The sequence below is a fragment of the Rhizobium sp. SSA_523 genome (genome assembly GCF_030435705.1).
Lineage (GTDB): Bacteria > Pseudomonadota > Alphaproteobacteria > Rhizobiales > Rhizobiaceae > Neorhizobium.
In genome coordinates this window covers 1,199,204-1,225,411 of record NZ_CP129381.1, presented here as the reverse complement: position 1 = coordinate 1,225,411, position 26,208 = coordinate 1,199,204, and the positions used below count along the sequence as shown (strand labels likewise).

Genomic DNA, 26,208 nt, shown 5'->3' with positions numbered 1-26,208 from the left:
GATCAGGAACTCGCGAAACGTTGGAGACCGAGAATGCGGTCAATGACGACGATCAGGATGACGGTTATGGCAATCATGATGGTCGATACGGCAGCCACCGTCGGATCGGGGCTGAATTCGAGCTGACCATAGATCTGCACCGGAAGCGTGGTGGTCTGCGGGTTGCGCAGGAAAAGCGACAAAACGGCTTCATCAAAAGAGATATTGAAGGCGAAAAAGGCGCCGGCTATCAGGCCAGGGCGGCATTGCGGCAAAACCACATAGATGAGCCTTTGCAGGCGATTGGCGCCCATGGTGCGGGCCGCCTGCTCAAGAAACGGGTCGCTCTCGGCCAGCACCGCAAGCGTGGTGCGCACCACGTAAGGCAGGCAGATAACGGTGTGGCTGACCCAGAGGGCCGCAAAGGAGATGGCGCCGAACAGGGTGCTCCACAGCATCAGCATGCCGATCGCGTAGATGATCGACGGCAGGATAAGCGGGGCGAGAAACACCGTCTCCATCTGGATCGAGAACGGCAGGCTTCGGCGCGAAAGGGCGATTGCGACAGCGCCACCGATGATTGTCGCGCTGGCCGTCACGGCAAGCGCCAGCTTCAGGCTGAGCCAGAACGCCGACAGATAAGCGTCCGAGGTCAGCGCCGCCTTGTACCAGACGAGCGAGACGCCGTTCGGCGGAAAGGCGATGAACTGGCTTTCGGACAAGGAGACGCCGATCACGACCACGAGCGGTGCCAGCAGCAGGATCGCCGTCAGCACGACGAAGATGATGGCTGCGATCCGCAGCCCGGCGGGTACGGCCTTAACCATTGCGCTTCTCCGACAACAGCATGTAGGGCACAAGCAGGAGCGCGATCCCGGCGAACAGGATGACAGCCTGGGCAGCGGCAAAGGGCCAGTCGAGCGTATGGGTGACCGACTTGTAAATGGAGCCGGCCAGAACCTCGATCCGCGCACCGCCGAGCAGGCTCGGCGTCACGAATGAACTTGCCGAAAGCGTAAACACCAGCAGCGATCCCGAAATGAGACCCGGCATCGAAAGCGGCAGGATCACCGTGCGGATCGTGCCGAGGAAGGTGCAGCCCATGGTGCGTGCCGCCTCTTCCAGCCGCCGGTCGATGCCGCCGATCACGCCGATCAGCGACAGGACCATGAAGGGGAGCAGAACCTGCACCATGCCGAGAATGATCGCCGTTTCCGTATGCATCAGGGCGAAGTTGCGCGGCACGAGCCCGAGCGCGCGCAGCATGTCGGACACGGGTCCGTTGCGGCCGAGAATGACCATCCAGCCGAAGGTGCGCACCACGACGCTGGTCATCAGCGGCAAGATCACCATGACCACCAGCCAGACCCTCAATGATGGAGACACCCGCGACGCGATATAGGCAAATGGAAAACCGATGGCGGCCGAAATGACGGTGATCGTCAGAGACAGGCGGATCGTGCGCCACAGGATGCCCAGATAGTAGCCGTCCGACAGGAAACGGTAGAAGTGCTGGAAATGCCCATTGCCGCTATCGGTGAACGCCAGCATCAACATCTGCGCGATGGGTGTCAGGAATGCCAGTGCGAGAAGCGCTATCCCCGGCACGAGCAAGGCCAAGTTTTCATGTCTATCCGTCATGAGGTCCGATCATAGGGCTGGCACGCGACCGTGGAAAGCAATTCCGGACGCGGCGCAAAACGGGTTGGCGGCACAGGCTTTCAGCGAAGGAGCGCAAGGCGAGCTTGACCCCAAGTCGGAGGGGGAGGGGAGCTGACTGTCTGTGCTCGCGAAGCGGAGGAAAAATCGAACGCTCAGCGTCCGATCGTCTTGTTCCACGCTTCCACCCAGGCCGACCGATTTGCCTCGATCACGGTTGGATCGAACCGGATCAAGCCGGCAGCGCTTTTTTCCCCATAGACGACGTCTGCCGCCACGTCCGGCGCGAGCTCCACTTTGGAATTGGTGGGCGTGTAGCGCAATTCGTTGGCAAAGCAGGTCTGCGCCTCTTTCGAGATGGTCATGTCGATGAGCTTCAGCGCCAGATCGGTGTTTGGACGACCGGCGACCAGATTGGCGGTTATGAAGCTCGCCGGCGTGCCTTCCGCGCCCTGGACAAACTTCGCATCCAGCCCCGCCTTCTTCAGCGTAAAGGCATAGTCGGAGGCGTAGGGCGCGACCCAGGCATCGTTCTGGGCAAATTCCTGCTGGATCTCCGGAGATTTGCTGACGACAATAGCGCCTGCATCGAGCATGGCTTTGATCGCATCCAGTCCCGGTTGCAGATTGGCCAGATCGCCTCCCATGACCTTGTTGAGCATCAAGAAGCTCAGCATGCCGTAACCGTTGGAGATGTCAGTCAGGACGAGATGTTCCGCATAGGCAGGATCCGCAAGATCCGTCCATTTGCTGGGTGCTTTGGGGCTCTTGTCGGCCGCATAGACAAGGCCGATCGCGGCGATCGAATAGGCGGGCCCTTCGCCGGCGGCGAGCTTGGCTTTGGCGAAATCATAGATATCGACAAGATTGGGGATTTTGGCGGCATCGATTGGCGCGAGCAGCCCCTCCTTCGCGCCGACGATTTCCTGCCCGCCGGAGAAGTGGATGACGTCATATTGCGGAGCAGCCTTCTGGGCGCGCAACTGTGCGAAAGCATCGGCCGAATAGGCGGTGACGATGTTGACTTTCGCGCCTGTCGCCTTTTCGAAAGGATCGATCACGCATTTGCGGTGTGCCGTCTCGTAAGCCCCGCCGAAGGAGTTGATTGTCACCGAGGTCTGTTGCGCTGGAAGGCTGGTGGCAACGAGCACGAAGGCACTTGTCACAGCGAAGATCTTGGATTTGGTCATGATCGTTCCCTCTTTTTTATAGGTTCGTTTGTCTCAGACATGCATTGCAGTTTTGCCGATGCGAAAGGACGACCACCACCCAGATGGCTGGAGAATCGCCTCTTTCAGCTCTTTCGCATCAACAGACTACAGGCTGCGCCGACAGCCGCACAGAAGAACCGGTCGCTCCGGGTTTACGCCAGGCGGCCGATTTCGACGGTCTTCATTCCTTCTTTGCGGATCAGTCTGCACTGGTCGGCAACCGCATCCAGGCCTTCTGTCATGCGCCCGAAATAGGTGCAGGGGATCCATCCCGTCGGGCCGAAAGTGCGGCCGCCAACGCCGTAAAACATACCGATCTCCCAGAATTCCTCAGGATCGATCTTGAAGAAATTCTTCGGCTGGTAAAACCACAGGAGTTCGCCGACTTCCGGAAGGATGGTCTGGTTTTCCGGCGGAAGGGCGCGCGGGTCGAAATTGCGGTTCTCCTCGGGAAGGCCCATCATGATTTCGGGACCGGAGAACATGGCGTGCGACGCCGGGATCCTGATCGGCTTCTCAAGGGCACCCCAGATTGCCTTGCAGGTCTCCGGTGCGACATCCCAATAAAGAGTTATTATTCCCCTTACCTGGGCATCGACAAAGGTGAGGTACAGGTTGCGATCGCTCATGAATTGCCTTCCATGCGTTGAAAACGCCTGCATTGCAAGGCAAAACGGGAGGGGTGTCCAATCCCGAATTTCGATAAACCTGATAAGAAATCTTTATCAGCAGACGCGTATCTGTAGCCGGTCCGGGTTGACGCTGGCAGGCCGCGGCAGTCACTTGCCTGGCAATAGACGCAGAGCCGTTTGCTCATCGGTGATCAGGGTTGTCGGGCGCAGGATCTGGATCGCGCCGCGCAGCGCCAGAACCTTTTCTGCGCCGCCGGAGACAAGGATACGTTCCGGCGTGCGGCTCAGGCGGGACAGGCGTGCGGACACCACGCGTGAATTCACCTCATGGTCAACGATCTCGCCGTTTTCGTTGATGAAATTATAAAGGACATCACCCACGGCGCCGGCTTCGACCAGCGAGCGTCTGTCGGATTCGGAAATGTAACCGGCTCGATAGCTGGTGGTCAGAGTCGAGATGCCGCCGACGGAAAGCAGGGCCACGTCAAGCTTTTCCGCCATCTCGAAAATGGCCGCCAGGCCGCAGCGTTCGAGAAGGGCGTGTTTTGTCTCCGGGCTGTCTACGACGGCCGGCGCGGGAATGAGGAAACCTTCGCCTTGGAAGAGTTCCGCAAACTGCCATGCGAATTCGGCCGGGTTGAAGCGTCGGGCTGCCGCGATCCCGCCGAGGAGCGAAACGACGCGAAAGTCCTCGAGCGGACCGCCGGCAATGAAGGGCAGGGTGTTGTAGAGGGTCTGCCCCCAGCCGACGCCGACAGTCATGCCGGGTTTCATCAGGCCGGAGAGAAAGCCGCCTGCCGCGGCCGCAATTACCTTGACAGGATCCGCCTGGGGGTCATCGAAGGGCGCAATGATGACCCGGTTGACCCCGTACTGGATTTCAACCTGGCGTTCGAGGGCCGTCAACTCTGCCAGGGGAGAGGATATGGTGACGCGCACTTCGTTGCGCCGCCTCGCTTCGGCAAGCGCACGCACCACCATGATCCGGTTGATCCCCAATATGGAGGCAACTTCGTTCTGGGTCTTGCCTTCGACATGATAGAGCCATACGGCCTTGGCCCGCAGACGCTCGGTCTCGCTCTGCATCCCGATCGGTCTCGCCGCCTCCTGCATCCGCAACACTCCCGTGACGCGTTTCAACCCGAAGCCTTGGCCGCCGCAAGATGTCTTTCTACGATCCTTGCCACCCGTTCCGGGCATTCGAAGTGAGGGATATGCCCGATGCCGTGCAAGAAATGAAGTGCTAAATCAGCATCGGCATTGAGAGCATGGCGGAACGGCGCGATCTTGTCCTGACGGCCCCAGATTATCGCCGCTGGCATCGGAAGCCGCCCGAAAGCCGGACGCAGGTCGAAGGCCTGCGCGCCATCCGGAAAAAGCACATCGGCCATGTCCAGCTGGCAGGCCCTCAGGCCAGGATCGGCGCGGCTACGCATGGCGGCCTTGGCATAATCCTCCGTAACCTGATCGCCGTGTCCGGTCAGTTGCTGCAACCACGGAAGCAGGCTTTCGGCACGCGAGGCGCGCGCAATGCCCAGCAGCGCATCCCCGTTGATATCCGGGCCGAGTCCCGCTGGCGCGATTGCCGTGAGGCTCAGTATGCGCGGGGCGCGGATATCGGCAATGCTTGCCGCAACGGCGCCGCCGAGCGAATGACCCAGAACGTGAACGCGATCCACGCCGCGCACCGCTTCGTCAAAGGCATCCAGCACCATGCGAGCAAGATGGGCGAAATTGCGGATCTTCCGCTTTGGCGACTTGCCATGCCCCGGCAAGTCGATGCGGATAAGGCTTCGATCGGTGGCAAGTGCTTTTTCGAAGGGGAGCCAGCCCGTGCTGTCGGCGGCGAAGCCGTGGATGACGACAAGCGGCTCGCCCCGTCCGGGTCGACGTGTGACCGCGAGGTCACCGGCATCCGGCACCCATCCGGTCGCGGCGCAGGCCGATTCCATGGTGCGATCGCGAAGGATCCGGTCTTCCACGTCCTGTTTCTGGATCCTTGCGCGGGGACCGCTGCCGGCCAGCGTGGCGAGGTCTATCCCGGCATTGCGCGCGGCATGGCGGGCGGCCGGCGTGGCGCGCACCGCCGTCTGCGGGATGGCGCCGGCTTGCGCGTCAACAGGTCTCTCCTTGACCGGCTCCGGCGGGCTTTGTCCCAATTCATCGCCTGTCCCGGGATGGGGCTCGTCGCGCCTATCGGTCTCGGGCGGAGCCGGCGGTACTGCGCCGACCGTTTCGTCCTCCGCGTAAAGCCAGGCAATGACGGAGCCGACGGGCACTTTCGCGCCGGCCTGCGCTAAGACATGCTGAAGGCGGCCGGTCGATGGAGCCTCTACCTCCATGGCGGCCTTGTCTGTTTCGATATCGAAGAGCGCCGCCCCCTTCTGAACCAGATCTCCCGGCTTCACATGCCATATGGCCAGCGTCCCGTGGGTCATATCCATATCGACCTTGGGCAGGATGACTTCCACCGGCATGTCAGACCTCCCGGCTCATCAGGCGACGCACGGCAGCATAGATTGTCTCGACCTGCGGGACGGCCGCCCGCTCCAGGTCGGGATTGTAGGGAATGGGTGCTTCCGCGCCGCCCAGCCGCAGAATGGGTGCATCCAGAAAATCGAAAGCGTCGCTTTCGGCGATCATGGCGCTGATCTCCGCGCCGATGCCATAGCTCTTCACACCCTCATAGACGATCAGAAGTCGTCCCGTCTTGCGAACGGAGGCCAGAATGGTCTCCTGATCGATAGGACGGATGGAGCGCAGGTCAATGACTTCCGCATCGATGCCGTCAGACGATAATTGCTGGGCGGCGTCGAGGGCGCGATGCACCATGATGGACGCGGCCACGATCGTCACGTCGCTGCCGGCCCTGCGAATGGCGGCCTTGCCGAGCGGCGTGACATAATGCCCTCCAGGCACTTCCCCCTTCATCTTGTAGAGCAGCTTGTGCTCGAACACGAGGACGGGATCCGGATCGGCAAGCGCCGCCAGGAGCAGGCCTTTGGCATCTGCCGGGGTGGAAGGCTGGACGACCTTGAGCCCGGGCACATGCCCGAACCAGGCCTCAAGACTTTGGCTGTGCTGAGCCGCCGCACCGGTTCCGGAGCCGGCAGGCATGCGGAAGACGACCGGCACCGAAGCCTCGCCACCCAGCATATAGCGCAGCTTGGCGGCCTGGTTGACGATTTGCTCCATGGCCAGTGTCGCGAAATCGGAGAACTGGAATTCAAAGATCGGCTTCAGCCCCGTCAGGGCAGCGCCCACGGCGACGCCGGCGCCACCCAGTTCCGAAATCGGCGTGTCGATGACGCGCTCTGGACCGAACTTGTCGATCAGGTCGAGCGTGACCTGGAAAGCGCCGCCATAGACCCCGATATCCTCCCCCATGAGGATGACGGTGGGGTCGCTCTGCATGGACAGCACCATGGCCTCGCGAATGGCCTCGGAATAGGACATTGTCCTGGTCGAATTCTCCTGTGCGGTCACGTCCATATCAAGCCTCTGAATATACGTAGCGGGTTACTTCCGTGATTGCCGGGGCGGCGCTCGTCCGGGCAAACTCGATGCCCTGCTCCACCTGGCTCGCAGCGGCGTCGGCAATGGCTGTCGCCTGCGCTTTGTCGATCACGCCATGGGCGATGAGTTCCGCTTCGAAACGGATGATGGGATCGCGCGCCATCCAGTCCTCGATCTCCTCCTTCGTGCGATACCGGTTGCGGTCCGATTTGGAATGCCCCCGCCAGCGATAGGTGAGGTTCTCGATGAGGCTCGGCCCCGCACCGCTGCGGGCTCGGGCGATGGCATCGTGCACGGCTTCGGCGATGGCGGAGAAATCGTTACCGTCGACGGTGATCCCCGGCATCGTATAGGCGGCGGCACGTTCGGAGATCAGTGCTACCGCCGTTGATCTCTCGACGGAGGTCGACATGCCGTAGCGATTGTTCTCGCAGATGAAGACCACCGGAAGCTTCCAGATGGCCGCCATATTCAGAGCCTCATGAAACGCGCCTTCATTATTGGCACCGTCACCGAAGAAACAGAGGGTGACATCGTCTCGTCCCAGGCGCTTGGCAGAGAGTGCCGCGCCGACGGCAATGGGCAAGCCGCCGCCAACGATGCCATTGGCGCCGAGATTGCCGGTCTTGACGTCGGCAATGTGCATGGATCCACCGCGACCGTGGCAATAGCCGGTTTCCTTGCCGAAGAACTCCGCGAACATCCGCGCGACATCTGCACCCTTGGCGATGCAGTGGCCGTGGCCACGATGGGTGGATGTGATCTTGTCGGCATCGGTGAGTTCCATGCAGCTTGCGACGGCGCTGGCCTCCTGGCCGATCGAAAGATGCATCGTGCCGTGGATCAGACCGCGCATGTAACTTTGCTCGGCCCCCTCCTCAAAGCGGCGGATCAGATACATGCGCTTTAGAGCCTCCTTCAGTTGATCCGGCGAATAGGTGCGGATGGCGAAGGGGCGGTTGTCAGGCAAGGTCATGTCAGTCTCTCCAGCATCACGTCCTGCGGAGCGCAGAAATCTTCATCAAGGGTCTGGAAGAACATCCGGGCGCTGGAAAACCAGAGCCTCACCGGCGCAGCCGCAGGCTGCGTCAAACGCCAATGGCTTGCGGCCTGAGACAGGGATCTTTGCAGGCCTATGCCTCGGCCAGCCCGTCCTCTTGAGCGCCAAAACTCTCCTCCTCGACGTGCTAGTCATGATGTACATTTGTGCGTCTTGTCAACATAAAGTTCAATCTGACGTGCTCAAATTTGCTGTATTCCGGAATCAGCTGCCAGGATCATCTGTACAATCCGCTACTTTGGGATAGGATGTACGCGACGAGCCATGTGTTGTGGCTATCGAGAGTGTGGACTGGCGACATAGGAGAGTGGTGGTGATGCTGATGCCTGATCTTCCTGATCCGGTTCGTCTCAAGGACGCGCTCCGCAGCGTGCGCTTTGTCTTGCGCAATGGGCGCGACGCGCTGCAAGAGCTGAGTGCGGCGGAAAGCCTTCCTGAGCCTGCCGCGCGGATTGCGCGATCGCTTTTCGGCAATATCGATGATCTGGCCCGCGGCGTGGATGGATTGGCATCGCGGCTGGCGAACAAGGCCTTCGCCTCCGCGGCCTCGCCGGCCACGGCCTTTGCGAGGCTTCTTGCGCATCCGCACGGTGATCGGCTGTTTGCGCATTTGACCTACGAGGCCCTGAAACAGGCGGTCCTGCGCCTGGGAGGCCGTCATGTCTTCATCAGCGAGACGGCAGCCCGCAACGCCTTTCGGCACGTGTGCCGTTCGGGCGGGCGGGGACTGGAAAGCGAAAGCGCTGCCGCCATGCTTTTCATCGAAATGGTCAGGCTGCGGGTCGTGCGCGTCGAGGCAATGACGACGAAGGCGCGTTTCAGCCTTGCGGACATGGAGGCCCTGGCCTGCTTTTCCGTGCTTCTATGGCTGTTGGCCGAGCGATCCGATGCGGATAACGATCTCGCCCTGACCTCGGCTTGCGACCTCACCCAGGCTTTGGCGGGAACTGTGCTGCCTGCCTTGGCCCTGCAAGACACAGCTGCGCTGTCGGGACTGTTTGAACGGTATGTGATCCATGTCTAGTCCCATCCTCCCGCGGGAGGCAATGCCGCCGACCAACCAGCCGCTGCGCCTTGCCATCCGTCGCTTCCGTTGGTTCAGGCTGGCCTTCCAGGCCCATGTCGAGGCCGTGGGCGAGCGCCTCGGATGCCAATTTCTGATCGATGATGCGCGTCTGGCGGAAGTCTTCGTTCGGTGGTTGCAGGCGATCGATCAGCAGAAGCCGCGCGACAGGGCCAGACGTCAGGCCTTTTTCGATTTTGCCGCCTGCCTGATGCTGCGTGAGTTGATCTTTGACCTGCCGCTCTCGCGGACCTCCGAACCCAGCCGCGAAACGGAGTCGGCCGGTGCCTTCTGGCCGGAAGGTTATGCGTGCACGCTTTTTTGCCTGTCGATCCACGCCGCCACGGTAAAGCAGGAATTCAACCTGGATCGGGAAATCAGCCCCAGCATCGACGACCTTCGAAGCTGGTGGTCCTTCAAGGAAAACGCCGCCGAAAGCCGCGGCTTTCCTGCCGGTTTTCTGCAAAGGCTTCTCGGCCATGAGCCGAATTGGGCAATGCCGGATGTTTTCCGGGCGCAGGCCTGAGGGATGTCGCGGAGCAACGCCAAGCGCCTTGCGATATGCGCTTGCGATAAGCCGCAACATGCTGCAGGCATGGGCCGCAGGCAGACCCCTTCAGCGCCAGCTTGAAAAGGAACCTAGAGTATCCGTTTTGATCAAGTGGGTTTTGGCGTCCATTTTCGATTTTTCCGCAGGAGAGCGTTTGCCAGCACGATGAGCTTTCGCATGACTGCTGTTATGGCGACTTTCGGTGGTTTTCCGGCGGCTTTGAGCTGGTCGTATTTGGCACTGAGGTCCGGGTTGAAACGACAGGCAACGAGGGCTGGCATGTAAAGTGCCTGCCGAACGATGGCCCTCCCGCCAGCGATGAAAGCGCGTCCGGTCCATCGTCCGGACTGGCGGCTCATGGGGGCAAGACCGCAAAGGGCTGCGGCTGTTTTCTCCTCCAATTCGCCCAGTTCCGGCATCTCGATAAGAAGCGTGAAGGCCGTGACCTGAGATATGCCGGGGATCGAGACAAGGATATCGAACCTGGCCTTCAGGGTCGTATCTTCGATAATCAAGGCCATGATGGCCTCATCCACGGCCTTGATCTGCCGCTCGATCTGCCGAAGCCTGTCGATATTTTGTCTCTTCAAGAGCAGGTTGGACAGGGTCTTCGACCTGTTCTTCGCGGCGGTCCTGTCCTTGATCAGGGCCAGACGAGCGATATGCAACTCTTTCAGATCATTGCGGATTTGCGTGTCGGTCTCAAGAATGCGCGGTTGAAGAAGCGCGCCGTAACGCGCCAGCAGTCCAGCATCGATCCGGTCTGTTTTGGCAAGTCTGCCAGTGGCTTGCGCGAAGCGCCTGCAAGGCGGGGATTGACCTTGGAGAGGGCCAAGCCTTGCACCATCATGAAGCGCTCGAAGGCCTTGTGATAAGGGCCGGTGGGTTCATAGACAATGCGTGCCACTGTCTTTGCGCCGATCCATCTGACAATGGCGGCAAATCCCTTGCGGTCATTGGCAACCTTCAGTGATTGGCCATCCGGCAGGCTGTGCAGATCGATATGGTCTTTCGAGATGTCTGCGCCGATGGTAATATCCGTCATCTTTTCTGATCTCCCATGCTTGTCATCCGAGCCCAAAGCTCGGGTATCCGTTCAGGACGATTGGAAAAGATGGGGGCGATCACACTCTAGCTCGGCCCGGCATTCGCAAGACTGGCGGCCTGCATGTCCACGATCCGTCCCCCATCGCCGGAAGAGGAGGGCCGTCCTCTCCGGCGCTTCTTTATCTCACCAAGAAGCAAGAAAATCATAAGACAAGCATTTCCGGTAAAAACGGGATCACCTGAAATGCTCTGTCTCTTTGTTTTTACGCGGTCTGGACGCAAAACCGCTGACGGAGTTTCGCTGGACCTGCTCTAGCTTGCCGTGAAGCTGGGGATGGCGCTTTTCATCTTCAGGATGGAAGAAGGCGACATGCTGAGTTCCGTCACGCCGGTAGCCACGAATTGGCGGGCGAGCGCGACATGGCTTGCTGCCTCCCCACAAAGGCCGACCCAGATCCCCGCGGACCGGGCGGCGGCGCAGACATGGCGTATCGCCTCCAGCACGGCCGGTTGATCGCCTCGACACAGATGGGCAACGGCGGGATTGAGCCGGTCGGCGGCCATGACATATTGCGTCAGGTCATTGGTCCCGATCGAGAAGAAGCGGACCTTCCGGGCAAGCGCTTGCGCGGCAAAGACGGCTGCGGGCGTCTCCACCATGATGCCCATGATGAAGTCGGAGAACTCCTTGCCTTCGGCCACCAGCTCCCGCTGGCACTCATCGATCAGGCGCTCTGCCGCTTCGATCTCCTCTGTCGTGGCGACCATTGGCAGCATGACATGCAGGTTGCCGTAAGGCGCCGCTCTCAAGAGGGCGCGCAATTGCGGCTTGAACAGTTCCGGCCGCGTGAGACACAGGCGGATGCCTCTCAACCCCAAGAACGGGTTCTCCTCCTTCGCCAGGGAAATGCTGCGGACCGGCTTGTCCGCGCCGATATCCAGCGTCCGGATGATGACGGGATGGTCCGGAAAGGCCAGCAGCAAGCGCTTGTAGATGTTGACCTGCTCCTCTTCGCCCGGAAGATCCTTCCTGTTCATGAAGAGAAACTCGGTCCTGAAGAGGCCGACGCCCATGGCGCCGACCGCCTGTGCCTGGGCGATCTCATCCGCGGAGCCCAGATTGGCGGCGACCGTCACGGAAATGCCGTCGGCTGTCCTGGGCGCAACGGCAACCCAGGATTTGAGCGCATCGGCCTCTGCCTGGGCCGCCTGGCGCCGCAGCTGGATGGCGGTCCTCGTTAACTCATCGGGATCGGGAAAGACGAGGCCGCTATCTCCATCCAGCGCGATTGCGGTCGCCTGAGGAAGGCGACCCGCAGGATCCTGCACGCCGAATACGGCGGGAACAGCTGCGGCCCGGGCAAGAATAGCGGCGTGACTGGAGGCGGAGCCGTGGCGGGTGACAATGCCGCTCAGCCGGGTAAGGTCGGCTCCACCGGCTTCGGCGGCGCTGATTTCATCGGCGATCAGAACGCTTCCCGCCGGCACGTCGGAGAGGCTCAGCGGGCGCTTGCCCTGCAATTGCAATGCGGTGAGGCGCGTCAGGCTTGCAATATCCTCCGAACGGGCACGCGCATAGGCATCGTCGAGGGCGCGCAGCTCATCCGCCAATTCGGCTCCCGCTTGCAGGACGGCGGCACCGGCGCTCTTGTTCTCCCGGATCAGGGCCTCGATGCGTGCGGCCCATTCCACATCCTCCGCCAGTTCCGCGATGGCATTCAGAACCTCCGCCGTGCCCTGGCCGCTGGCGCTGGCGGCCTGCCGGCAAAGCGCCTCATGGACGTGATGCCGGGCAGAGCGCGCCGCGATGATGTCCCCCTGCATGTCTGTGCACAGGGGCGGAAAGGCTTCCAGAACCGGCTGCCGGAAATGAAAGGCCGGCCCGGTGGCTGCCCCGGAACCGCCGGCTACGCCTGTCAGCCCCCCGGCAAGCGCGTCTTGCGCCCCGTCGCCTCTCTGCGGATCGGCGGCGCGGTTTTGTATATCGGCAGAGCGTTCAGTGTCCGTGTACGCATGTGTCGGAGGTTCGGGATGCGCTCCTTCCCCGCGCGCTTCCAGATAACCGGCAATCTGTTCCACAGCCTGGTCCGCATCCTCTCCAATGGCGCGGATGGTCACATCGGCGCCTTCCTTCAAGCTCAGCAGAATGAGCTTGAAGGACGAGCGGGTGGTGGCCGATTTTCCCTGATGCTCCAGGAAAAGCTCGCTGTTATAGGCTTTGGATAGTTTCACGATTTCTGCGGCAGGTCGGGCATGGATGCCACCCGGAACCGACACGCGAACGGCGCGGCGAATTTCCATCTGCTGTCCCTCTGCCTCAGCCACGCAGAATATCCGCGATCTTGTTGATTTCGGCCTCGCGACCGATCCCGGTCAGGAAAGCGAGGGTGACGATGGCCGGCTTCGGCAGGTTTGGCGGCAAAGGTGTGGTGGAGACGATGAGATCCACGCCGTCCAGCATGGTGGGGACCTCGGTCGCCTTGCATTGCCGGGTCTCCACGTCGATGCCGCGGTCTCCCATCGCCTCGGTGATTGCAGAGGCCACGACTGTCGATGTCGCAACGGCGGTGCCGCAGGCTACGAGCACAGTTTTCTTCGCCATAGTAGTCTCAACCTCCCAGTTTGAGATAACGGTTAATTTCCGTGTATATCTGAGTACTATCATCCGCTTCGCACAGAGATTGAAGCGTTTTGTTGTCCTGGATCAGGCCGCCGATGGCCGACAGCATTTCGAGTTGCTCCTCCTTGCTGTGCAGGGCGAGCATGAAGACGAGCCGAACCGGCAATTCCTTGTCCGGATCATCCATGCTGCGGAAGGTCACCGGCTCCTTCAGCGTCGCAACGGCTGCGCTGGAGACGAGCACGTGGTGCGGATCGGTATGCGGCACGGCGACGGCCAGTCCGTCTTCCAGGGGAAGGCCGGTCGGCATGTCCAGTTCGCGTTGCTCCACCGCGCCGCGATAGCTCGGACGAACCTTGCCCCTTGCGAGAAGGTGATCGGCCAACCGGCCGATCACGTCATGGGATGTCTGCAGCGACAGTTGAACGAAGATATCATCTTTGGACAGGAAGCTTGTTGTGTTCATGCTGTCCGTCATGCAGATACCCGGCCGTCTGTGGTCTGGGAGGTCTTGGCAGGCGTGGCAGAAGCCAGCCTCTCCATGGCCGCAGGCCGTGCTTTCAGGAGCCACATGCAGATCCCGACGACCAGCGCGATGACAGGTGCCGCAAGCCAGCCGACCTGGCTGAACAGCTGGACAGTAACCCAGGCGATCCACACGAAGCCGTCACCGATCGCCGTGATCAGGGTCGCATTGGCGGGCATCTGGAAGCCTGCGCTTCCTGCGGCGGAGGTGAAGAGCGGTGCCAGGGCGCCGGCGATATAGAAGCCGATGGCCAATGTGATCGTGCCGATAATCACCATGCGCAGCACGTTGCCGCGAACAATGGGCGCCGCCAGGGCCACCACAAAGGGAATGACGGCAAGATCGGCGAACAGGATGACCCGGTTGCCCGGCAGGACGATGGACAGAATGATGGCAATCGGAACGAGCAGAAGCGCCGACGAGATCGCTGCGGGATGGCCAATCAGGATTGCCGAATCAAGGCCGATATTGATCTGGCGGTCACCCGCACGCTTCTGCACGAAGTCGCGCGCTGCCTCGGACACCGGAATCAAGCCTTCCATCAGGATCTTGACCATGCGGGGGAGCAGCAGCATCACCGCTGCAAGATTGATGCCCGCTTTCAGAACCTTGGACGTCATGCCCGGAATGTCCGCCGGGTTCCAGAAGCCGACCAGTCCGAGGACAATGCCGATTATGAGGCCGAGGATGACGGGCTCGCCCGCCACACCCAGCCGCTTCTGAATGTGATCGGTTGAGAGATCGATGTCGCGCAGGCCCGGAATGCGTTCAATGATCCAGTTCACCAGAATGGCGATCGGCAGGATTTGAACCGAAAGAAGATGCGGCACTGAGACGCCCGGCAGGCCGTAGAACTCCTGGACCGGCTTTGCGCTCCAGTCGGCAAAGAAGAGCGACAATGCTGCCATCAGCGCCGCGGCCGCCAAGCCGTAGGGCAGGGAGCCGGTTGCCGCCGTGACCAGAGAGCCGACAAAGGCGAAATGCCAGAAATTCCAGACATCCACATTCAGCGTGCGGGTCCATCCGGCGAGAAGCAAGGCGATATTGACCGCGATACCGATCGGGATGACCCATAGTCCGACCTGCGAGCCGAAGGCGATGGCGGCCGAAGAAGGCCAGCCCACATCGACCACGTCTCTTGTCACACCCGTATTGGTGGCAATGGCCTGCGCGACATCACTCAGATTCGTCCACATCAATCCGATGACGAGATTGATGCCGATGAAGGCGACGCCGATCGTCACGCCGGCGCGGAACGCTTTTCCAGGCTTTGCGCCGAGCGCCAGGCCGATGATGAAGATCATGATGGGAAGCAGAACAGTCGCTCCCAGACTATCGATGACGGCCTTCAGGCCACTTAGAACTGCGTCCACGTTGTCCTCCCTTACGTGTTCGAGCGCTACGCCCGGCATTCACCCCTCTGAATGCACTTTTGTGCGCGCTTGAGCATAATGTTCGGGATGACGTCACCTGTCAAGTGTGCGGTGGTTGCACAGATGTTCGTTTTGTTTGCCGAGCCGGAGTGGTTGGGGCATAGTGCGGCCGTGATGAATGAGAGAGATTGGAATTGATGTCGCGACTACGCTCAGACGACCACGACCTCCAGGTGATGGCGGCGTGGCTCTATTATGTGCATGGGCTCGGACAGGAGGAGGTGGCCCGCCGCTTGGATGTGTCGCGCACCAAGGTCGTGCGCATGTTGTCCAGCGCCCGCGAAAGCGGGCTCGTCAAGATCAGCCTCGAGCACCAGATGGCGGAAACGCTGGCCCTGGGGGACTGGATTGCCGCAACTTACGGGCTCGCCCGCTGTATCCTCACGCCGCCTGCCGATGCCGCCAATCCGGATGATCCGCTGCTCGATCCGCAGCGCAAGGATGCGGTGGGCATCGCGGCGGCAAATTACGTCAGCCGGCGCATCCTGAACACGAAAGACGTATCGGTCGGTGTCGGCGGCGGGACGACGGTGCGCCGCACGATCGAGGCCATGCGCATGCTCTCGAAGCCGGATTCGCGGATTGTGGCCCTGATGGGGGCCTCGCACAATGATGACGGAACGAGCGCCTATTCTCTCAGTCTGGAGATGGCACAGACCGTCGGCGGCAGTGCCCGCAGCCTGCCGGTCCCTTTCGTTGTCGGCCTTCCTCAGACCTGTGCGGCGCTCAAAGCAGATCCCTATATCCGCCCCATCCTGGCAGAAATGAGCTCGACGGATTTCAACGTCGTTTCCTGCGGCAGTTGCGAAGAGAGCGGCAGCTTCTTCCACGCCTCGGGCATTACCAGGAACGATCTTGAGGGCGCGCGCGCGGCCGGTGCGGTCTGCGAAGTGGTCGGCCACTTTCTGAAGTCGGACGGTTCGCGAGCCGATACCGGGCTCAACGATCGCCATACCGGCATCGAGTTTGCGGACCTGCAGAAGGCGGACAATATCGTTGTGGCCGCGGGCATGGCGAAGACCAAGCCTCTGCTGGCTCTGCTGAATGCCGGGATTGCCAATACGCTGGTCATCGATCACAGCATCGCCGCCGGTCTCGTCGCCGCCCGTCCGAAGGGCGCCCAGCCCCCTCCGAGCTGATGGCATCGCCATCTCTTGGACGGAGCTTTCCGCCCCGCCGGACCATTCATATCGGCCTCGGATAGGTTCAATATATTATTGATCCCTAATCATCGGCCTTTGCCGCCCTAGTTCCAATAGGCGCCGCCATGGTGGCGCCTGATGTCCATCTTCGGAACTGGAGCCTCCCATGCAAAGCCCGACGCAACTTGAAATCTCAAGGAGAAGCTTACTTATCTCGTCTGCCGCAGCTGTCGCGGCGACCGGCGCCTCGCCGCATATTGCGGTCGCGCAAACTCCGGGGAATTCCATGAGCCTCATGACCTCAGTCGCATTTGCCGTCAATGGCGAGCGACGCGAACTGTCCGTCGACAACCGGACCACCTTGCTCGACGCGCTGCGCGAACATCTGCATCTGACCGGCACGAAGAAAGGCTGCGACCACGGCCAATGCGGTGCCTGCACGGTCATGGTCGATGGTCGGCGCATCAATTCCTGTCTGTCGCTTGCGGTCATGCATGAGGGAGACGAGATCACCACGATCGAAGGTCTGGGCGAGCCTGGCAATCTTCATCCGATGCAGGCGGCCTTCGTCAAGCATGATGGTTTCCAGTGCGGCTATTGCACGCCCGGCCAGATCTGTTCCTCCGTCGCCGTGCTGAAGGAGATCGAGGCGAATATTCCCAGCCATGTGAGTGCCGACCTCACCGCCAGGGCCGCAGTCACGCAAGCGGAAATCCGCGAGCGCATGAGCGGCAATCTCTGTCGATGCGGCGCCTATTCCAACATTGTGGATGCCATTTCCGAAGTCGCGGGGACGAAAGCATGAGAGCCTTCAGCTTTGAGCGTGCCTCGTCGATCGAGGCTGCGGCCAGGACGGCTGCTTCCAACCCGGACGCCAAATTCATCGCCGGCGGCACCAATCTTCTCGATCTGATGAAACTCGAGATCGAAGCGCCGACCCATCTGATCGATGTCAACGGCCTGGGTCTCGACAAGATCGAGCCGACGCAAGAGGGCGGCCTGCGCATTGGTGCCCTCGTCCGCAACACTGATCTGGCCGCAAACGAGATCGTTCGCCGCGATTACGGCTTGCTGGCGCGCGCCCTGCTGTCCGGGGCATCCGGCCAGCTGCGCAACAAGGCCACGACCGCAGGAAACCTGCTGCAGCGAACCCGCTGTCCCTATTTCTACGATACGAACCAGCCGTGCAACAAGCGGCAGCCCGGCAGCGGCTGTTCGGCAATCGGCGGCTTCAGCCGGCAGCTCGGTCTGGTCGGCGTCAGCGACGCGTGCATTGCAACCCATCCGAGCGACATGGCTGTCGCCATGCGTGCCCTCGATGCCGTCATCGAAACGATGCGGCCCGACGGCAGCCGTCGTACGATCAAGATGGCCGAGTTCCATCGCCTGCCGGGCGACACGCCGCACATCGAAACGGTGCTGGATCCGGGCGAACTGATCACTGCCGCCGTTTTGCCTGCGCCGATTGGCGGCCGTCACATCTATCGGAAGGTGCGCGATCGGGCCTCTTATGCCTTTGCCCTCGTTTCGGTCGGTGCGATCATCCAGCCGGATGGCAGCGGACGAGTCGCGGTCGGCGGGATCGCCCACAAGCCATGGCGGCTCGACGCGGCGGATGAAGAGCTCGCAAACGGCGCCAAGCCGACCGCCGCAAGGCTTCTGGCCGATGCGCGGCCGACAGAGCACAACCGGTACAAGATCGATCTGGTCGAGCGGACGCTCGCAGCCGTGATCGCAGAAGCGAAGGCTTGAACCATGAAGTTCGACACGCCAGCCACAACCAATCCCATTGATCAGCTCAAGGTGGTGAGCCAGCCGATCCACCGGATCGATGGCCCGCTGAAGACGACCGGTCGGGCTCAATATGCCTATGAATGGCACGATCCCCGCATTGCCTATGCCTATGGCTATCCGGTGGGAGCGTCGATCGCCAAGGGTCGCATCACCTCCATGGATGTCACCGCTGCCCGGGCCGCGCCCGGAGTTCTTTCGGTGGTCACCACGCTCGAAATCGGCGATCGCGAAAAAGGGAAATTCAATACCGCCAAGCTCTTCGGCGGCGACGAGATCCAGCATTACCATCAGGCGATCGCTGTGGTGGTGGCCGAGACATTCGAGCAGGCGCGCGCCGCGGCCGGCCTCATCAAGGTCGATTATAGCGTGGAGCCGGGTGTCTTCGATCTGAAGGCGGCGATGAAGACCGCTAAGAAGCCGGAGGAGTCACAGCAGCCGGATACGGCGGTCGGCGATTTCGATACCGCCTTCGCCAGCGCCGCCGTCACGCTGGACGAGACCTATTCGACCCCCGATCAGTCACACGCCATGATGGAGCCGCATGCATCGCTCGCCGTCTGGGAGGGTGACGAGGTTACGGTGTGGACCTCCAGCCAGATGATCGACTGGTGGCGCAGCGACCTCGCCACCACGCTGAACATCGACAAGGAGAAGATCCACCTGATGTCGCCCTATATCGGCGGCGGCTTCGGCGGCAAACTGTTCCTGCGGGCGGATGCCGTCCTGGCGGTGCTCGGCGCGCGTGCGGCCAAGCGCCCTGTCAAGGTCGCCTTGCCCCGTCCCCTCATGATGAACAATACCACGCATCGGCCAGCCACGGTGCAGCGGATCAGGATCGGCGCGGAGCGTGACGGCAAGATCACCGCCATCGCGCATGAGAGCTGGTCGGGCGACCAGCCGGGAGGACAGCTGGAAACCGCGGTTGCCCAGACCCGTCTTCTCTATGCCGGTGCGAACCGGATGACGGCGATGCGACTGGCGACGTTGCATCTGCCGGAAGGCAATGCAATGCGCGCGCCGGGAGAGGCGCCAGGTCTGATGGCGCTCGAGATTGCAATCGACGAAATGGCCGAGAAGCTGCAGATGGATCCGGTGCAGTTCAGGATCGCCAACGATACGCAGGTCGATCCTGAAAAGCCGCAGCGGCCTTTCTCGCAACGCGACCTCATCGGCTGCCTGAGGCTTGGCGCAGAGCGCTTCGGCTGGTCGAAGCGGGGCCTGCCGGGCGCACGGCGCGAGGGCAATTGGCTGATTGGTCTTGGCGTTGCGGCGGCGTTCCGCAACAATCTCGTCCTGCCGTCCGGCGCGCGCGTGCGGCTTGACCGCGACGGGATCGTCACGGTCGAAACCGACATGACGGATATCGGCACCGGCAGCTATACGATTATCGCCCAGACGGCTGCTGAAATGCTGGGCCTGCCGATCGACAAGATCGCCGTGCATCTCGGCGATTCCCGCTTCCCGGTCTCGGCTGGGTCCGGCGGTCAGTTCGGCGCCAATTCCTCGACATCCGGCGTCTATGCAGCCTGCGTAAAATTGCGGGAAGCGGTCGCCGCCAAGCTGGGCTTCAACTCCGGCGACGTCGTCTTCGTCGACGGCGAAGTGCGCTCCGGCAACCGGTCGGTCCCGCTTGCACAGGCGGCGGGAGATGAGGGCCTGGTGGGCGAAGACACGATGGAATGGGGCGATCTGACCGAGACGCACCAGCAATCCACCTTCGGCGCCCATTTCGTCGAGGTGGGGGTCGATGTCGCGACCGGCGAAAGCCGTATTCGCCGCATGCTGGCCGTCTGCGCCGCCGGACGCATCCTGAACCCTATCACCGCCCGCAGCCAGGTGATCGGCGCCATGACAATGGGTGTCGGCGGTGCGCTGTCGGAAGAACTCGCCGTCGATACGCGTGCCGGCTTTTTCGTCAATCACGACCTTGCCGGCTACGAAGTGCCGGTGCATGCGGATATCCCGCATCAGGACGTGATCTTCCTCGATGAGGCGGACCCCATGTCCTCGCCCATGAAGGCGAAAGGCGTTGGTGAGCTTGGGCTTTGCGGTGTGGCGGCAGCCATTGCCAACGCCGTCTACAATGCCTCCGGCGTCAGGGTGCGCAATTATCCCGTCACGCTGGATAAAGTGATTGCAGGTCTTCCCGAGCTAGCCTGACGACAAAGCGGCGTCGCGCTAGCTTGACGGTGGCAAGCGCGACGCCGGCAACATTGCGAACGCCGCACTCTCCGGCCGCCAAAGGTCGGCCCGCCGCAAAGCATCGAGCCGAAGATCATGAGCGGCCCGCGAAGTGAAAGCCTTATTTGAAATCGAGGGCATCGCGCAAATCCGCCAGGCCACGGCTCGCGTCGCGGTTCCCGGTGGCGGCGGCGGCTTCGAACAGCCGCATGGCTTCGCTCGTCCTGTTGAGGTTCACATAGCTATAGGCCCGCAGCACCATCAGGTCGACGGGCTCCTGCTGAACCTGCGCCCTCTGGTCGAGATAGAGCAGCGTCTCCCGGTACCGGTCGGACTGAAAGGCATGCAGGGCGCGGTCCGCGAGAATCGACGCCTGCAATTCGCGCGCTCTTGCCGCCCGCATCGGCGCCCGCGTCGCCGCTACGGCAGCGCGATCGGTCAGGCCGAGCCGGAGATAGGCGAGGCTCTGCCCATAGGCGGCATCTTCGCTAATGCTGCGATCCTGGCTGGACAACGCCACGCCGAAACTGTCGGCGGCTTCGAGCGGCCGGTTCAGCTCCATCAGGCACCAGCCCTGTTGCAGCGCCGCACCGGCCGAGAGGCGGGCAGAGCCTGCTGAGGACCGGCCGGCCGAGGCGCAGGAGGAGGATGAGCGGCCTGAATTGGCAGCGGCCGGCAGAGGCGCCGTGGCCGGCAGAGACGGAGCGCGCTGCGCAGCCGAGACCTCACGTGATGCCGCAGGCTGCGACAGACGAAGCGGTTCGACACTCGGCGCGCTCTGGACACTCTGCGCTCTCTGGGCACTTTGCGTCCTTTGCGTGGCGCGAGGCGCATTGGCGCTCTGCGTGCGGCCCGCGCCGACCGGCGGGCGTTCCAGATCGGCAATCCGCGCCGAGGTCTTGGCCCATTTCTGCTGCAATTGCGCAAAACCGGCCCGGTCGTTCAGCTGCAGCCGCGTCAGCGCCAGTCCATAGGCGGAAGGCTCGTCCTGCGGCGCCCATTCCAGGGCCATTTCGAACCATTGAGCAGCCGTCTGCGGCTGATCGAAAGCCCGCGCGTACCAGCCGAACTGCTGGGCGGAGGGAACATAGCGCTCTGCGATCACCGTTTCAGCCATGCGCGTGAGGATCGTTTCCTCGATCGTCGGCGGCGGATCGAGCGCCAGGAGGTTGGCCGTGGCGGCAAGATAGGTCGCCATGGCGTCCTTCGACGCCTTGCGCGACGGATAGAGCACGCCCTCCGCCTCGGCTGGCTTGTCCTGCTCCAGCAGCGCCAGCGCCAGGCCCTGCGTGGCGTTCGGGCTGTCTTCCCGCTCGCGGGCGCGCCGGAACCAGGTCACGGCCTCGTCGGCATTGTCCCGCCGCAGGAAATACCATCCAAGCAGCACGGAGTCGGAGGCCGGGCCGTCTGCCCTGGCGGATGCCTGCAGGCGATCGATATACTCCTGTGCAATCTGGAGCGACGGCTCCTCATTCGCCGCGGCGACGAACCGACGTGCCAGGTCGTCGCGGATCGCGTCGAATTCCCTGGCGCCGGCCTCGTTCGGCTTTTCCAGCGCCAGCAGCGGCTGAACACGATCATAGGGCAGAGTGTCCGCTGCCTTCTGCAGCGTTGCCAGCCGCTCGGCCTGATTGGCGCAATTGGTGAGGATATAGCTATAGGCATCGACGGCGCGCTGTGGGCGTTCCGTTCGCGAAAATGCCTCTGCAACGCGCCAGAGCACATCCACCTCGCTGCAGTTCAGCAGCGGCGGGTTGGCGGCGCCGACATCGATGACGGTCTGGTATTGCTTGAGATTGGAGGCGTTGACGAGGCGGCTGCGCGCTTCGGCGATCTGCAGCCGGTCCAGAAGATCGGCCGGCGGCTCCCAGGCCGGATCGGCCGCCTGACGCGCGACGATCGCCTTGCGGACCTCCGGATAGCGTCCTTCGGCGTAGAGCTGCCACATCTCCTCCAATTGCCGGTCGTTGTTTTGCGGAACGGCGAGGGGATCGGCCGGCGGGGTCCAGTTCGGGTAAAGCTGCCGCAGGCGCGCGATCTCGGCGGCCAACCGGGCGGTGTCACCCTGTGCGGCGAAATAGCGGAGCGCCGTTTCATCCACCTCCGTGCCGGTACGGGGTGCAGCGGCCGGCGGAACGGCCCCGGCTTGCGCCGTCTCAAGCTGGCTGACCTGGAAAAGCGGCAGAGGCGCAGCCGGCGTGGCCGGCGCAGCCTCTCGTGTCATGCTCCCTTGCTGCCGCAGGGCGCGGATGCCTTGTGCGACACCATCGAGCGCAGGCAAGGCTTGGTCGTCTTCTGCCACGAGGTACAGGGCAGGCCCATTGTTGGCAATCGGCGGCGCCGCAGCCACTGCCTCCGCTGCCTGTGCCTTGGCCGGGACACCGGATCCCCAGGGCACCATCGGCTCAAGAACGACCAGGCCCGCAGACACGGTAGCAAAGGCCAGCAGCATGGAGAGGTTCAGAGACACGACGGATGTTTCTCCACGACATAAGCAAGACCAAGCAGATGCAGAGTTGCCGGATAATAGAACTCTGACGTCAGCTCACGGGCGGGGTTCGGCACACGCGTCCCACTGCTAACACAGGCCATAATATGGTTAACGAAAGCATAACCCGGATCGGTCAGCCGCTCCTTCGGCGCGCCATTCTCGAGATCGATGATTGCGGGAATGGTCCCATCCACGGTGATGGCCTGCTGCAGGCGGGAGGCCAGAGCGAGATGATCCGGACCGGCGCGCAACAGGTAGAGCGGAATGCGGATGGCATTGTAACCGAATTCGGCGGCAAAACCGTCCGCCGGCTTTGGCTGCCGGGCAAGACTGACCCATTCCGCCGGGAGCTTGCGCGGCCCGAAGGCCAGGGTGGGAAGGAGCGCCAATCCGTCCCGCTCCAACCTCGACCATTTGTCGGAGGGCGCCAGTATGGCCATGACGGGAAAGGTTTCGAAGATCCAGTAGGAGGGGTTGATCACCGGGCCGTCGGCGCGGTCGCCGGAATCGAACCCCTGCGCCGCCGGCAGGAGCAGCATGCGTCCTCCGCGTTCGACGACGAGATTGGACAGAACGGCGCGGGCAATCCCTGCCGCGCTGGCCAGGTAGTCGTCGCGGTCCCAGGCCGCGCCCGCCAGAGCGAGAGCATAGGCGATCAGCAGGTCGCCATCGGAGGCATTGTTCAGATCCGTCACGTGCGGCTCGCTTGCCGGATCCCATCTCCAGGCGGCAAGGCCATCATCGCGGATCATCAGTTCGGTCTTGGTGAAGGACCAGATCTGTGCAAAATCCGAGGGACTATCGGCGAAGAAGGCCAGCAGCAGGCCGTAGCCCTGTCCTTCGCTATGGCTGATGCCGCCATTGGCATTATCGACGATGCGGCCGCTGGCATCGAGAAAACGGGTCTTGTAGGTCTGCCAGAGCGGCTTCTCCAGCGAGCCCTGCTGGGCGGCGGCTGGAAAGTTCGATGCCAGGAGGCCTGTCAGTGTCAGCACCATGATCAGCCATTTCGTCATCATCTTCGCCTCCCCAACCATCTCAGCAGGGTAGCGGTGGTCGCCCCAAGCAGACAAGATGCCAGCACGATTGCCAGCGCATAGGATAGAAGATTGCTGGAGAGCCAGTTTGCAGCAATCAGCCGGTAGTTCTGCAGGGTGCGATTGATCGGCGGCAGGAAGGACAGCATTCTCGCCTCCTGCACGGAAACTTCATTGGTGGCGCGGGCATAGCTGAAGACGCGGCCTTCGATCTGCTGCCATATGCTGTCCTGGACCAGCTTGCTGGTCGAAAGCCGCAGTTCCTGGGAATTGGGGGCGGTCAGAACCGTCCATATGCCGGCACCGTTCACTCCGGTACCCTGCGCGAGAAGAAGATCGTCATCCTCATCCGGCCGGAAGACGACTTCCTTGCCGGGCAGGAAGCGCAGGGCGCCTTCCGAAAAGTCGAGCTTGGCCTGCAGCCATTCCTGGAAGGTTGCGGCCGACTGACTGATATAGCCGCCTTGCAGCCTGTTGCGCCAGGCTTCCATGGAGGCGGTCCCGGCACCTTCCGCCGGGTCCTCCGCATTGGCCGGTGTCCAGCCTGCGGCGAGATCCGGATCAAGGTTCAGCTGGGAAAGGACATTGGTCGGAAGCTGTCCGGCCGAGCCGATATAGATCGCATTGCGGCCGCCCACCGCATTGGCCGCCGAAACCGGCTCGATGGGGATCGGCGCTCCGGAGATCTGCGCCGTCTTGCCGAAGAAATTGGCCGCCGCCGAGAGCATGTCGGCATCGATCCTGTCCATGAAAAGCGCAGTGGAGGCCTGCTGGCGGCTATAGGGAAAGCCGGTTCCGGAAAGGGCCGAGAGGTTCGGCGTCTGGCCGATCCGGGCATAATCCGGCATGTGGAAGGTGGATGTGTCGAAGAGTGCGAAACGGGCATCCGCGGAGGCATTGCTGCCGGGAACGCAGGCACTGTCGGCCTTGGAGAGAAGGATGGCTTCCAGTTCGATGTGATTGATGCCGGGGCGCAGATGCCGCATGGTGATGCGGATCGGCGACTGGCGCAATATGCCGCCGCCCTCCTCCGTCACCGGCACCGTGGAGGCGATGTTTCCGTTGACATAGACATCGATATGGCTGCCGGCCGCAACCGAGGCGCCATAGGCGGCATCGAGATAGAGCGTGGCTTCGCCATAAGCACCGGCATAGAAATCGGAGGGCACCGCGACATCGAAGCCAACGCGGAAACGCCGGCCAGCAAATTCGCTCGTCGGAATGCCTAACTGCGCGAAGGACAGGCGTTCGCCGCCAAAGACGAAGGGCGCATTGGGCCGGACCCACCGCTCATTGGACATGGAGTCCCGCCGCAGCGAAGGCGGGCGGGTCACCGGTGCCAGGAAGGCATCGATGGCGCTGCTGACGGCAGCCCAGGTTGGCCCGGTGAAGACGAGAAGGCTGCTCTTGCCGTCCGCCGCTCGCGTCACGGCGCTGACCGGACCGGTCTCGGCACCCGGCGGCATGGCAGGCACGACAGTTTGCAGCTTCGCCGCCGTGCCGATCGCAATGGTCAGGCGCCCCGGCGTGGCGACCTGCTGCGGCAGGCCCTGCTGGAAGGAGAATTGCGGATTGGGCATGCCGCTCATCACGGACAGGCCCTGGGAGAGTTTGAGGAGAGGCGATAGCTCCTCGATGGGGCCGATCGACGGCACGACCATCTGGAAATGCGTCAACCCCTCGGCATCGGCGCCAAGCGCGTTGACGGCTTCGACCGCGGAATTGGCCGAAGCAATATCCGGTGCGAACTGGAGATAGGTCTCGGCGCTGTCGATCTCGGTCCACAGGTCATAGGTGGAGCGAATATCGCAATCGGTGCGATGCCTCTGGTTGGCGAGCAGCTCGATGTCGTTGCTGCCGGGGCGCAGAAGGCCGGCAGGGATCACCCAGCGAACCGATCTTACGCCTGTCGGCGCGCTGATTTTTTCCTCGCCGACGCGTCGGTTATTGATGAAGAGCGACAGGGTCGACGCCTCCGGAGCGACAACTATCGCATTTTGATAGGCCAGATGCAGGGAAGAGGAAGCCTTTGCCTGCTCTGAGGTCAGGTAGAAGGACCAGGCGCGCCGGCTATATTCCCCGGAAAGGGCGACGCTCTCCGACGGTATGAGATAGCGGCGCTGGCCTTCCACCAGCACTGCCGGTGGCGTTGGGGCCTCGCGTGGTGCCGTTTGCCCCGGCCGGCGCGGCGGCGTCGACCGTGTCACCGGTGGCGAAGTATCAGGCGCCTCCGGCCCGTCCGATTGCGGCGAAGAAGGCTGCTCGGC

General features: G+C 62.3%; 21 protein-coding genes and 1 pseudogene. 6 read left to right on the top strand and 16 right to left on the bottom strand.

Annotated features, from left to right (window positions below):
• Positions 1 to 2 precede the first annotated feature (2 nt).
• The 8 genes from QTJ18_RS06800 to QTJ18_RS06765 all read right to left on the bottom strand — a co-directional run bounded on the left by QTJ18_RS06800 (position 3) and on the right by QTJ18_RS06765 (position 7,973).
• The gene (locus QTJ18_RS06800; protein WP_252754201.1) at positions 3 to 806 is read right to left on the bottom strand and encodes an ABC transporter permease; all 804 of its coding nucleotides are present in this window, start codon (positions 804 to 806) and stop codon (positions 3 to 5) included.
• Positions 799 to 1,620 carry an ABC transporter permease gene (locus tag QTJ18_RS06795; RefSeq protein ID WP_252754202.1) on the bottom strand — a complete coding sequence of 274 codons (822 nt, stop codon included), beginning with the start codon at positions 1,618 to 1,620 and terminating at the stop codon, positions 799 to 801. The genes QTJ18_RS06800 and QTJ18_RS06795 overlap by 8 nt, the downstream gene beginning before the upstream one ends.
• A gap of 173 nt (positions 1,621 to 1,793) precedes the next feature.
• On the bottom strand, positions 1,794 to 2,828 hold the full coding sequence (locus tag QTJ18_RS06790) for an ABC transporter substrate-binding protein (RefSeq protein WP_252754203.1): 1,035 nt from the start codon (positions 2,826 to 2,828) through the stop codon (positions 1,794 to 1,796).
• 173 nt (positions 2,829 to 3,001) lie between these two features.
• Positions 3,002 to 3,478: a DUF3830 family protein gene (locus QTJ18_RS06785; RefSeq protein WP_252754204.1), complete on the bottom strand. Its 477-nt coding sequence runs from the start codon at positions 3,476 to 3,478 to the stop codon at positions 3,002 to 3,004.
• A gap of 150 nt (positions 3,479 to 3,628) precedes the next feature.
• On the bottom strand, positions 3,629 to 4,567 hold the full coding sequence (locus QTJ18_RS06780; RefSeq protein ID WP_252754205.1) for a sugar-binding transcriptional regulator: 939 nt from the start codon (positions 4,565 to 4,567) through the stop codon (positions 3,629 to 3,631).
• A 50-nt stretch (positions 4,568 to 4,617) separates the two neighbouring features.
• On the bottom strand, positions 4,618 to 5,958 hold the full coding sequence (locus tag QTJ18_RS06775) for an acetoin dehydrogenase dihydrolipoyllysine-residue acetyltransferase subunit (RefSeq protein WP_252754206.1): 1,341 nt from the start codon (positions 5,956 to 5,958) through the stop codon (positions 4,618 to 4,620).
• A 1-nt stretch (position 5,959) separates the two neighbouring features.
• Entirely contained in the window at positions 5,960 to 6,973 is a 1,014-nt protein-coding gene (locus QTJ18_RS06770) for an alpha-ketoacid dehydrogenase subunit beta (protein ID WP_252754207.1), read from the bottom strand.
• A 1-nt stretch (position 6,974) separates the two neighbouring features.
• The gene (locus QTJ18_RS06765) at positions 6,975 to 7,973 is read right to left on the bottom strand and encodes a thiamine pyrophosphate-dependent dehydrogenase E1 component subunit alpha (protein ID WP_252754208.1); all 999 of its coding nucleotides are present in this window, start codon (positions 7,971 to 7,973) and stop codon (positions 6,975 to 6,977) included.
• A 400-nt stretch (positions 7,974 to 8,373) separates the two neighbouring features.
• Between QTJ18_RS06765 and QTJ18_RS06760 the strand changes: the two genes are divergently transcribed.
• Both QTJ18_RS06760 and QTJ18_RS06755 read left to right on the top strand, forming a co-directional pair.
• Positions 8,374 to 9,081 (top strand): hypothetical protein, encoded by a 708-nt coding sequence (locus tag QTJ18_RS06760; RefSeq protein ID WP_252754209.1) that lies wholly within the window; start codon positions 8,374 to 8,376, stop codon positions 9,079 to 9,081.
• 22 nt (positions 9,082 to 9,103) lie between these two features.
• Positions 9,104 to 9,646: a hypothetical protein gene (locus QTJ18_RS06755; protein ID WP_252754210.1), complete on the top strand. Its 543-nt coding sequence runs from the start codon at positions 9,104 to 9,106 to the stop codon at positions 9,644 to 9,646.
• 131 nt (positions 9,647 to 9,777) lie between these two features.
• On the opposite strand, the pseudogene QTJ18_RS06750 reads toward QTJ18_RS06755, so the two are convergent.
• The 5 genes and pseudogenes from QTJ18_RS06750 to QTJ18_RS06730 form a co-directional block, all read right to left on the bottom strand.
• Positions 9,778 to 10,715, bottom strand: a pseudogene (locus QTJ18_RS06750) (IS110 family transposase).
• A 314-nt stretch (positions 10,716 to 11,029) separates the two neighbouring features.
• Positions 11,030 to 13,042 carry a phosphoenolpyruvate--protein phosphotransferase gene (ptsP, locus tag QTJ18_RS06745; RefSeq protein ID WP_252754901.1) on the bottom strand — a complete coding sequence of 671 codons (2,013 nt, stop codon included), beginning with the start codon at positions 13,040 to 13,042 and terminating at the stop codon, positions 11,030 to 11,032.
• Positions 13,035 to 13,319, bottom strand: coding sequence for a PTS sugar transporter subunit IIB (locus tag QTJ18_RS06740; RefSeq protein ID WP_252754902.1), 285 nt, complete (start codon positions 13,317 to 13,319; stop codon positions 13,035 to 13,037). Before QTJ18_RS06740 ends, ptsP begins: the two co-directional genes overlap by 8 nt.
• A 7-nt stretch (positions 13,320 to 13,326) precedes the next feature.
• Complete coding sequence (locus QTJ18_RS06735; protein ID WP_252754903.1) at positions 13,327 to 13,803, bottom strand: PTS sugar transporter subunit IIA; 477 nt, start codon at positions 13,801 to 13,803, stop codon at positions 13,327 to 13,329.
• 8 nt (positions 13,804 to 13,811) lie between these two features.
• Positions 13,812 to 15,236, bottom strand: coding sequence for a PTS galactitol transporter subunit IIC (locus QTJ18_RS06730; RefSeq protein WP_252754904.1), 1,425 nt, complete (start codon positions 15,234 to 15,236; stop codon positions 13,812 to 13,814).
• 197 nt (positions 15,237 to 15,433) lie between these two features.
• Here QTJ18_RS06730 and QTJ18_RS06725 point away from each other — a divergent pair, with 197 nt between their 5' ends.
• The 4 genes from QTJ18_RS06725 to paoC all read left to right on the top strand — a co-directional run bounded on the left by QTJ18_RS06725 (position 15,434) and on the right by paoC (position 20,392).
• The gene (locus QTJ18_RS06725) at positions 15,434 to 16,435 is read left to right on the top strand and encodes a sugar-binding transcriptional regulator (RefSeq protein WP_252754905.1); all 1,002 of its coding nucleotides are present in this window, start codon (positions 15,434 to 15,436) and stop codon (positions 16,433 to 16,435) included.
• Between the two features lie 157 nt (positions 16,436 to 16,592).
• On the top strand, positions 16,593 to 17,243 hold the full coding sequence (gene paoA / locus QTJ18_RS06720) for an aldehyde dehydrogenase iron-sulfur subunit PaoA (RefSeq protein WP_252755027.1): 651 nt from the start codon (positions 16,593 to 16,595) through the stop codon (positions 17,241 to 17,243).
• Entirely contained in the window at positions 17,240 to 18,190 is a 951-nt protein-coding gene (locus QTJ18_RS06715) for an FAD binding domain-containing protein (RefSeq protein WP_252754906.1), read from the top strand. The genes paoA and QTJ18_RS06715 overlap by 4 nt, the downstream gene beginning before the upstream one ends.
• A 3-nt stretch (positions 18,191 to 18,193) precedes the next feature.
• Entirely contained in the window at positions 18,194 to 20,392 is a 2,199-nt protein-coding gene (gene paoC, locus QTJ18_RS06710; RefSeq protein ID WP_252754907.1) for an aldehyde oxidoreductase molybdenum-binding subunit PaoC, read from the top strand.
• 142 nt (positions 20,393 to 20,534) lie between these two features.
• Here paoC and QTJ18_RS06705 read toward each other — a convergent pair whose 3' ends face one another.
• Genes QTJ18_RS06705 through QTJ18_RS06695 form a run of 3 tightly spaced genes read right to left on the bottom strand, consistent with a single transcriptional unit; the run spans position 20,535 to position 26,073 of the window.
• The gene (locus tag QTJ18_RS06705; protein ID WP_489667267.1) at positions 20,535 to 22,814 is read right to left on the bottom strand and encodes a tetratricopeptide repeat protein; all 2,280 of its coding nucleotides are present in this window, start codon (positions 22,812 to 22,814) and stop codon (positions 20,535 to 20,537) included.
• A gap of 59 nt (positions 22,815 to 22,873) precedes the next feature.
• Positions 22,874 to 23,920, bottom strand: a complete 1,047-nt coding sequence (locus QTJ18_RS06700) for a family 8 glycosyl hydrolase (protein ID WP_252755028.1) — start codon at positions 23,918 to 23,920, stop codon at positions 22,874 to 22,876.
• On the bottom strand, positions 23,920 to 26,073 hold the full coding sequence (locus QTJ18_RS06695; protein ID WP_252754909.1) for a cellulose biosynthesis cyclic di-GMP-binding regulatory protein BcsB: 2,154 nt from the start codon (positions 26,071 to 26,073) through the stop codon (positions 23,920 to 23,922). Before QTJ18_RS06695 ends, QTJ18_RS06700 begins: the two co-directional genes overlap by 1 nt.
• Positions 26,074 to 26,208 lie beyond the last annotated feature (135 nt).

Excerpts from the sequence above, each read along its gene's own strand:
- QTJ18_RS06790 (WP_252754203.1), bottom strand. The coding sequence starts at position 2,828 with ATGACCAAATCCAAGATCTTCGCTGTGACAAGTGCCTTCGTGCTCGTT.
- QTJ18_RS06715 (WP_252754906.1), top strand. The coding sequence starts at position 17,240 with ATGAGAGCCTTCAGCTTTGAGCGTGCCTCGTCGATCGAGGCTGCGGCC.
- QTJ18_RS06770 (WP_252754207.1), bottom strand. The coding sequence starts at position 6,973 with ATGGACGTGACCGCACAGGAGAATTCGACCAGGACAATGTCCTATTCC.
- paoC (WP_252754907.1), top strand. The coding sequence starts at position 18,194 with ATGAAGTTCGACACGCCAGCCACAACCAATCCCATTGATCAGCTCAAG.
- QTJ18_RS06765 (WP_252754208.1), bottom strand. The coding sequence starts at position 7,973 with ATGACCTTGCCTGACAACCGCCCCTTCGCCATCCGCACCTATTCGCCG.
- QTJ18_RS06700 (WP_252755028.1), bottom strand. The coding sequence starts at position 23,920 with ATGACGAAATGGCTGATCATGGTGCTGACACTGACAGGCCTCCTGGCA.
- QTJ18_RS06705 (WP_489667267.1), bottom strand. The coding sequence starts at position 22,814 with ATGGTGCCCTGGGGATCCGGTGTCCCGGCCAAGGCACAGGCAGCGGAG.
- QTJ18_RS06775 (WP_252754206.1), bottom strand. The coding sequence starts at position 5,958 with ATGCCGGTGGAAGTCATCCTGCCCAAGGTCGATATGGATATGACCCAC.
- QTJ18_RS06725 (WP_252754905.1), top strand. The coding sequence starts at position 15,434 with ATGTCGCGACTACGCTCAGACGACCACGACCTCCAGGTGATGGCGGCG.
- QTJ18_RS06795 (WP_252754202.1), bottom strand. The coding sequence starts at position 1,620 with ATGACGGATAGACATGAAAACTTGGCCTTGCTCGTGCCGGGGATAGCG.
- QTJ18_RS06780 (WP_252754205.1), bottom strand. The coding sequence starts at position 4,567 with ATGCAGAGCGAGACCGAGCGTCTGCGGGCCAAGGCCGTATGGCTCTAT.
- QTJ18_RS06755 (WP_252754210.1), top strand. The coding sequence starts at position 9,104 with ATGCCGCCGACCAACCAGCCGCTGCGCCTTGCCATCCGTCGCTTCCGT.
- QTJ18_RS06735 (WP_252754903.1), bottom strand. The coding sequence starts at position 13,803 with ATGAACACAACAAGCTTCCTGTCCAAAGATGATATCTTCGTTCAACTG.
- QTJ18_RS06800 (WP_252754201.1), bottom strand. The coding sequence starts at position 806 with ATGGTTAAGGCCGTACCCGCCGGGCTGCGGATCGCAGCCATCATCTTC.
- QTJ18_RS06785 (WP_252754204.1), bottom strand. The coding sequence starts at position 3,478 with ATGAGCGATCGCAACCTGTACCTCACCTTTGTCGATGCCCAGGTAAGG.
- QTJ18_RS06760 (WP_252754209.1), top strand. The coding sequence starts at position 8,374 with ATGCTGATGCCTGATCTTCCTGATCCGGTTCGTCTCAAGGACGCGCTC.
- QTJ18_RS06740 (WP_252754902.1), bottom strand. The coding sequence starts at position 13,319 with ATGGCGAAGAAAACTGTGCTCGTAGCCTGCGGCACCGCCGTTGCGACA.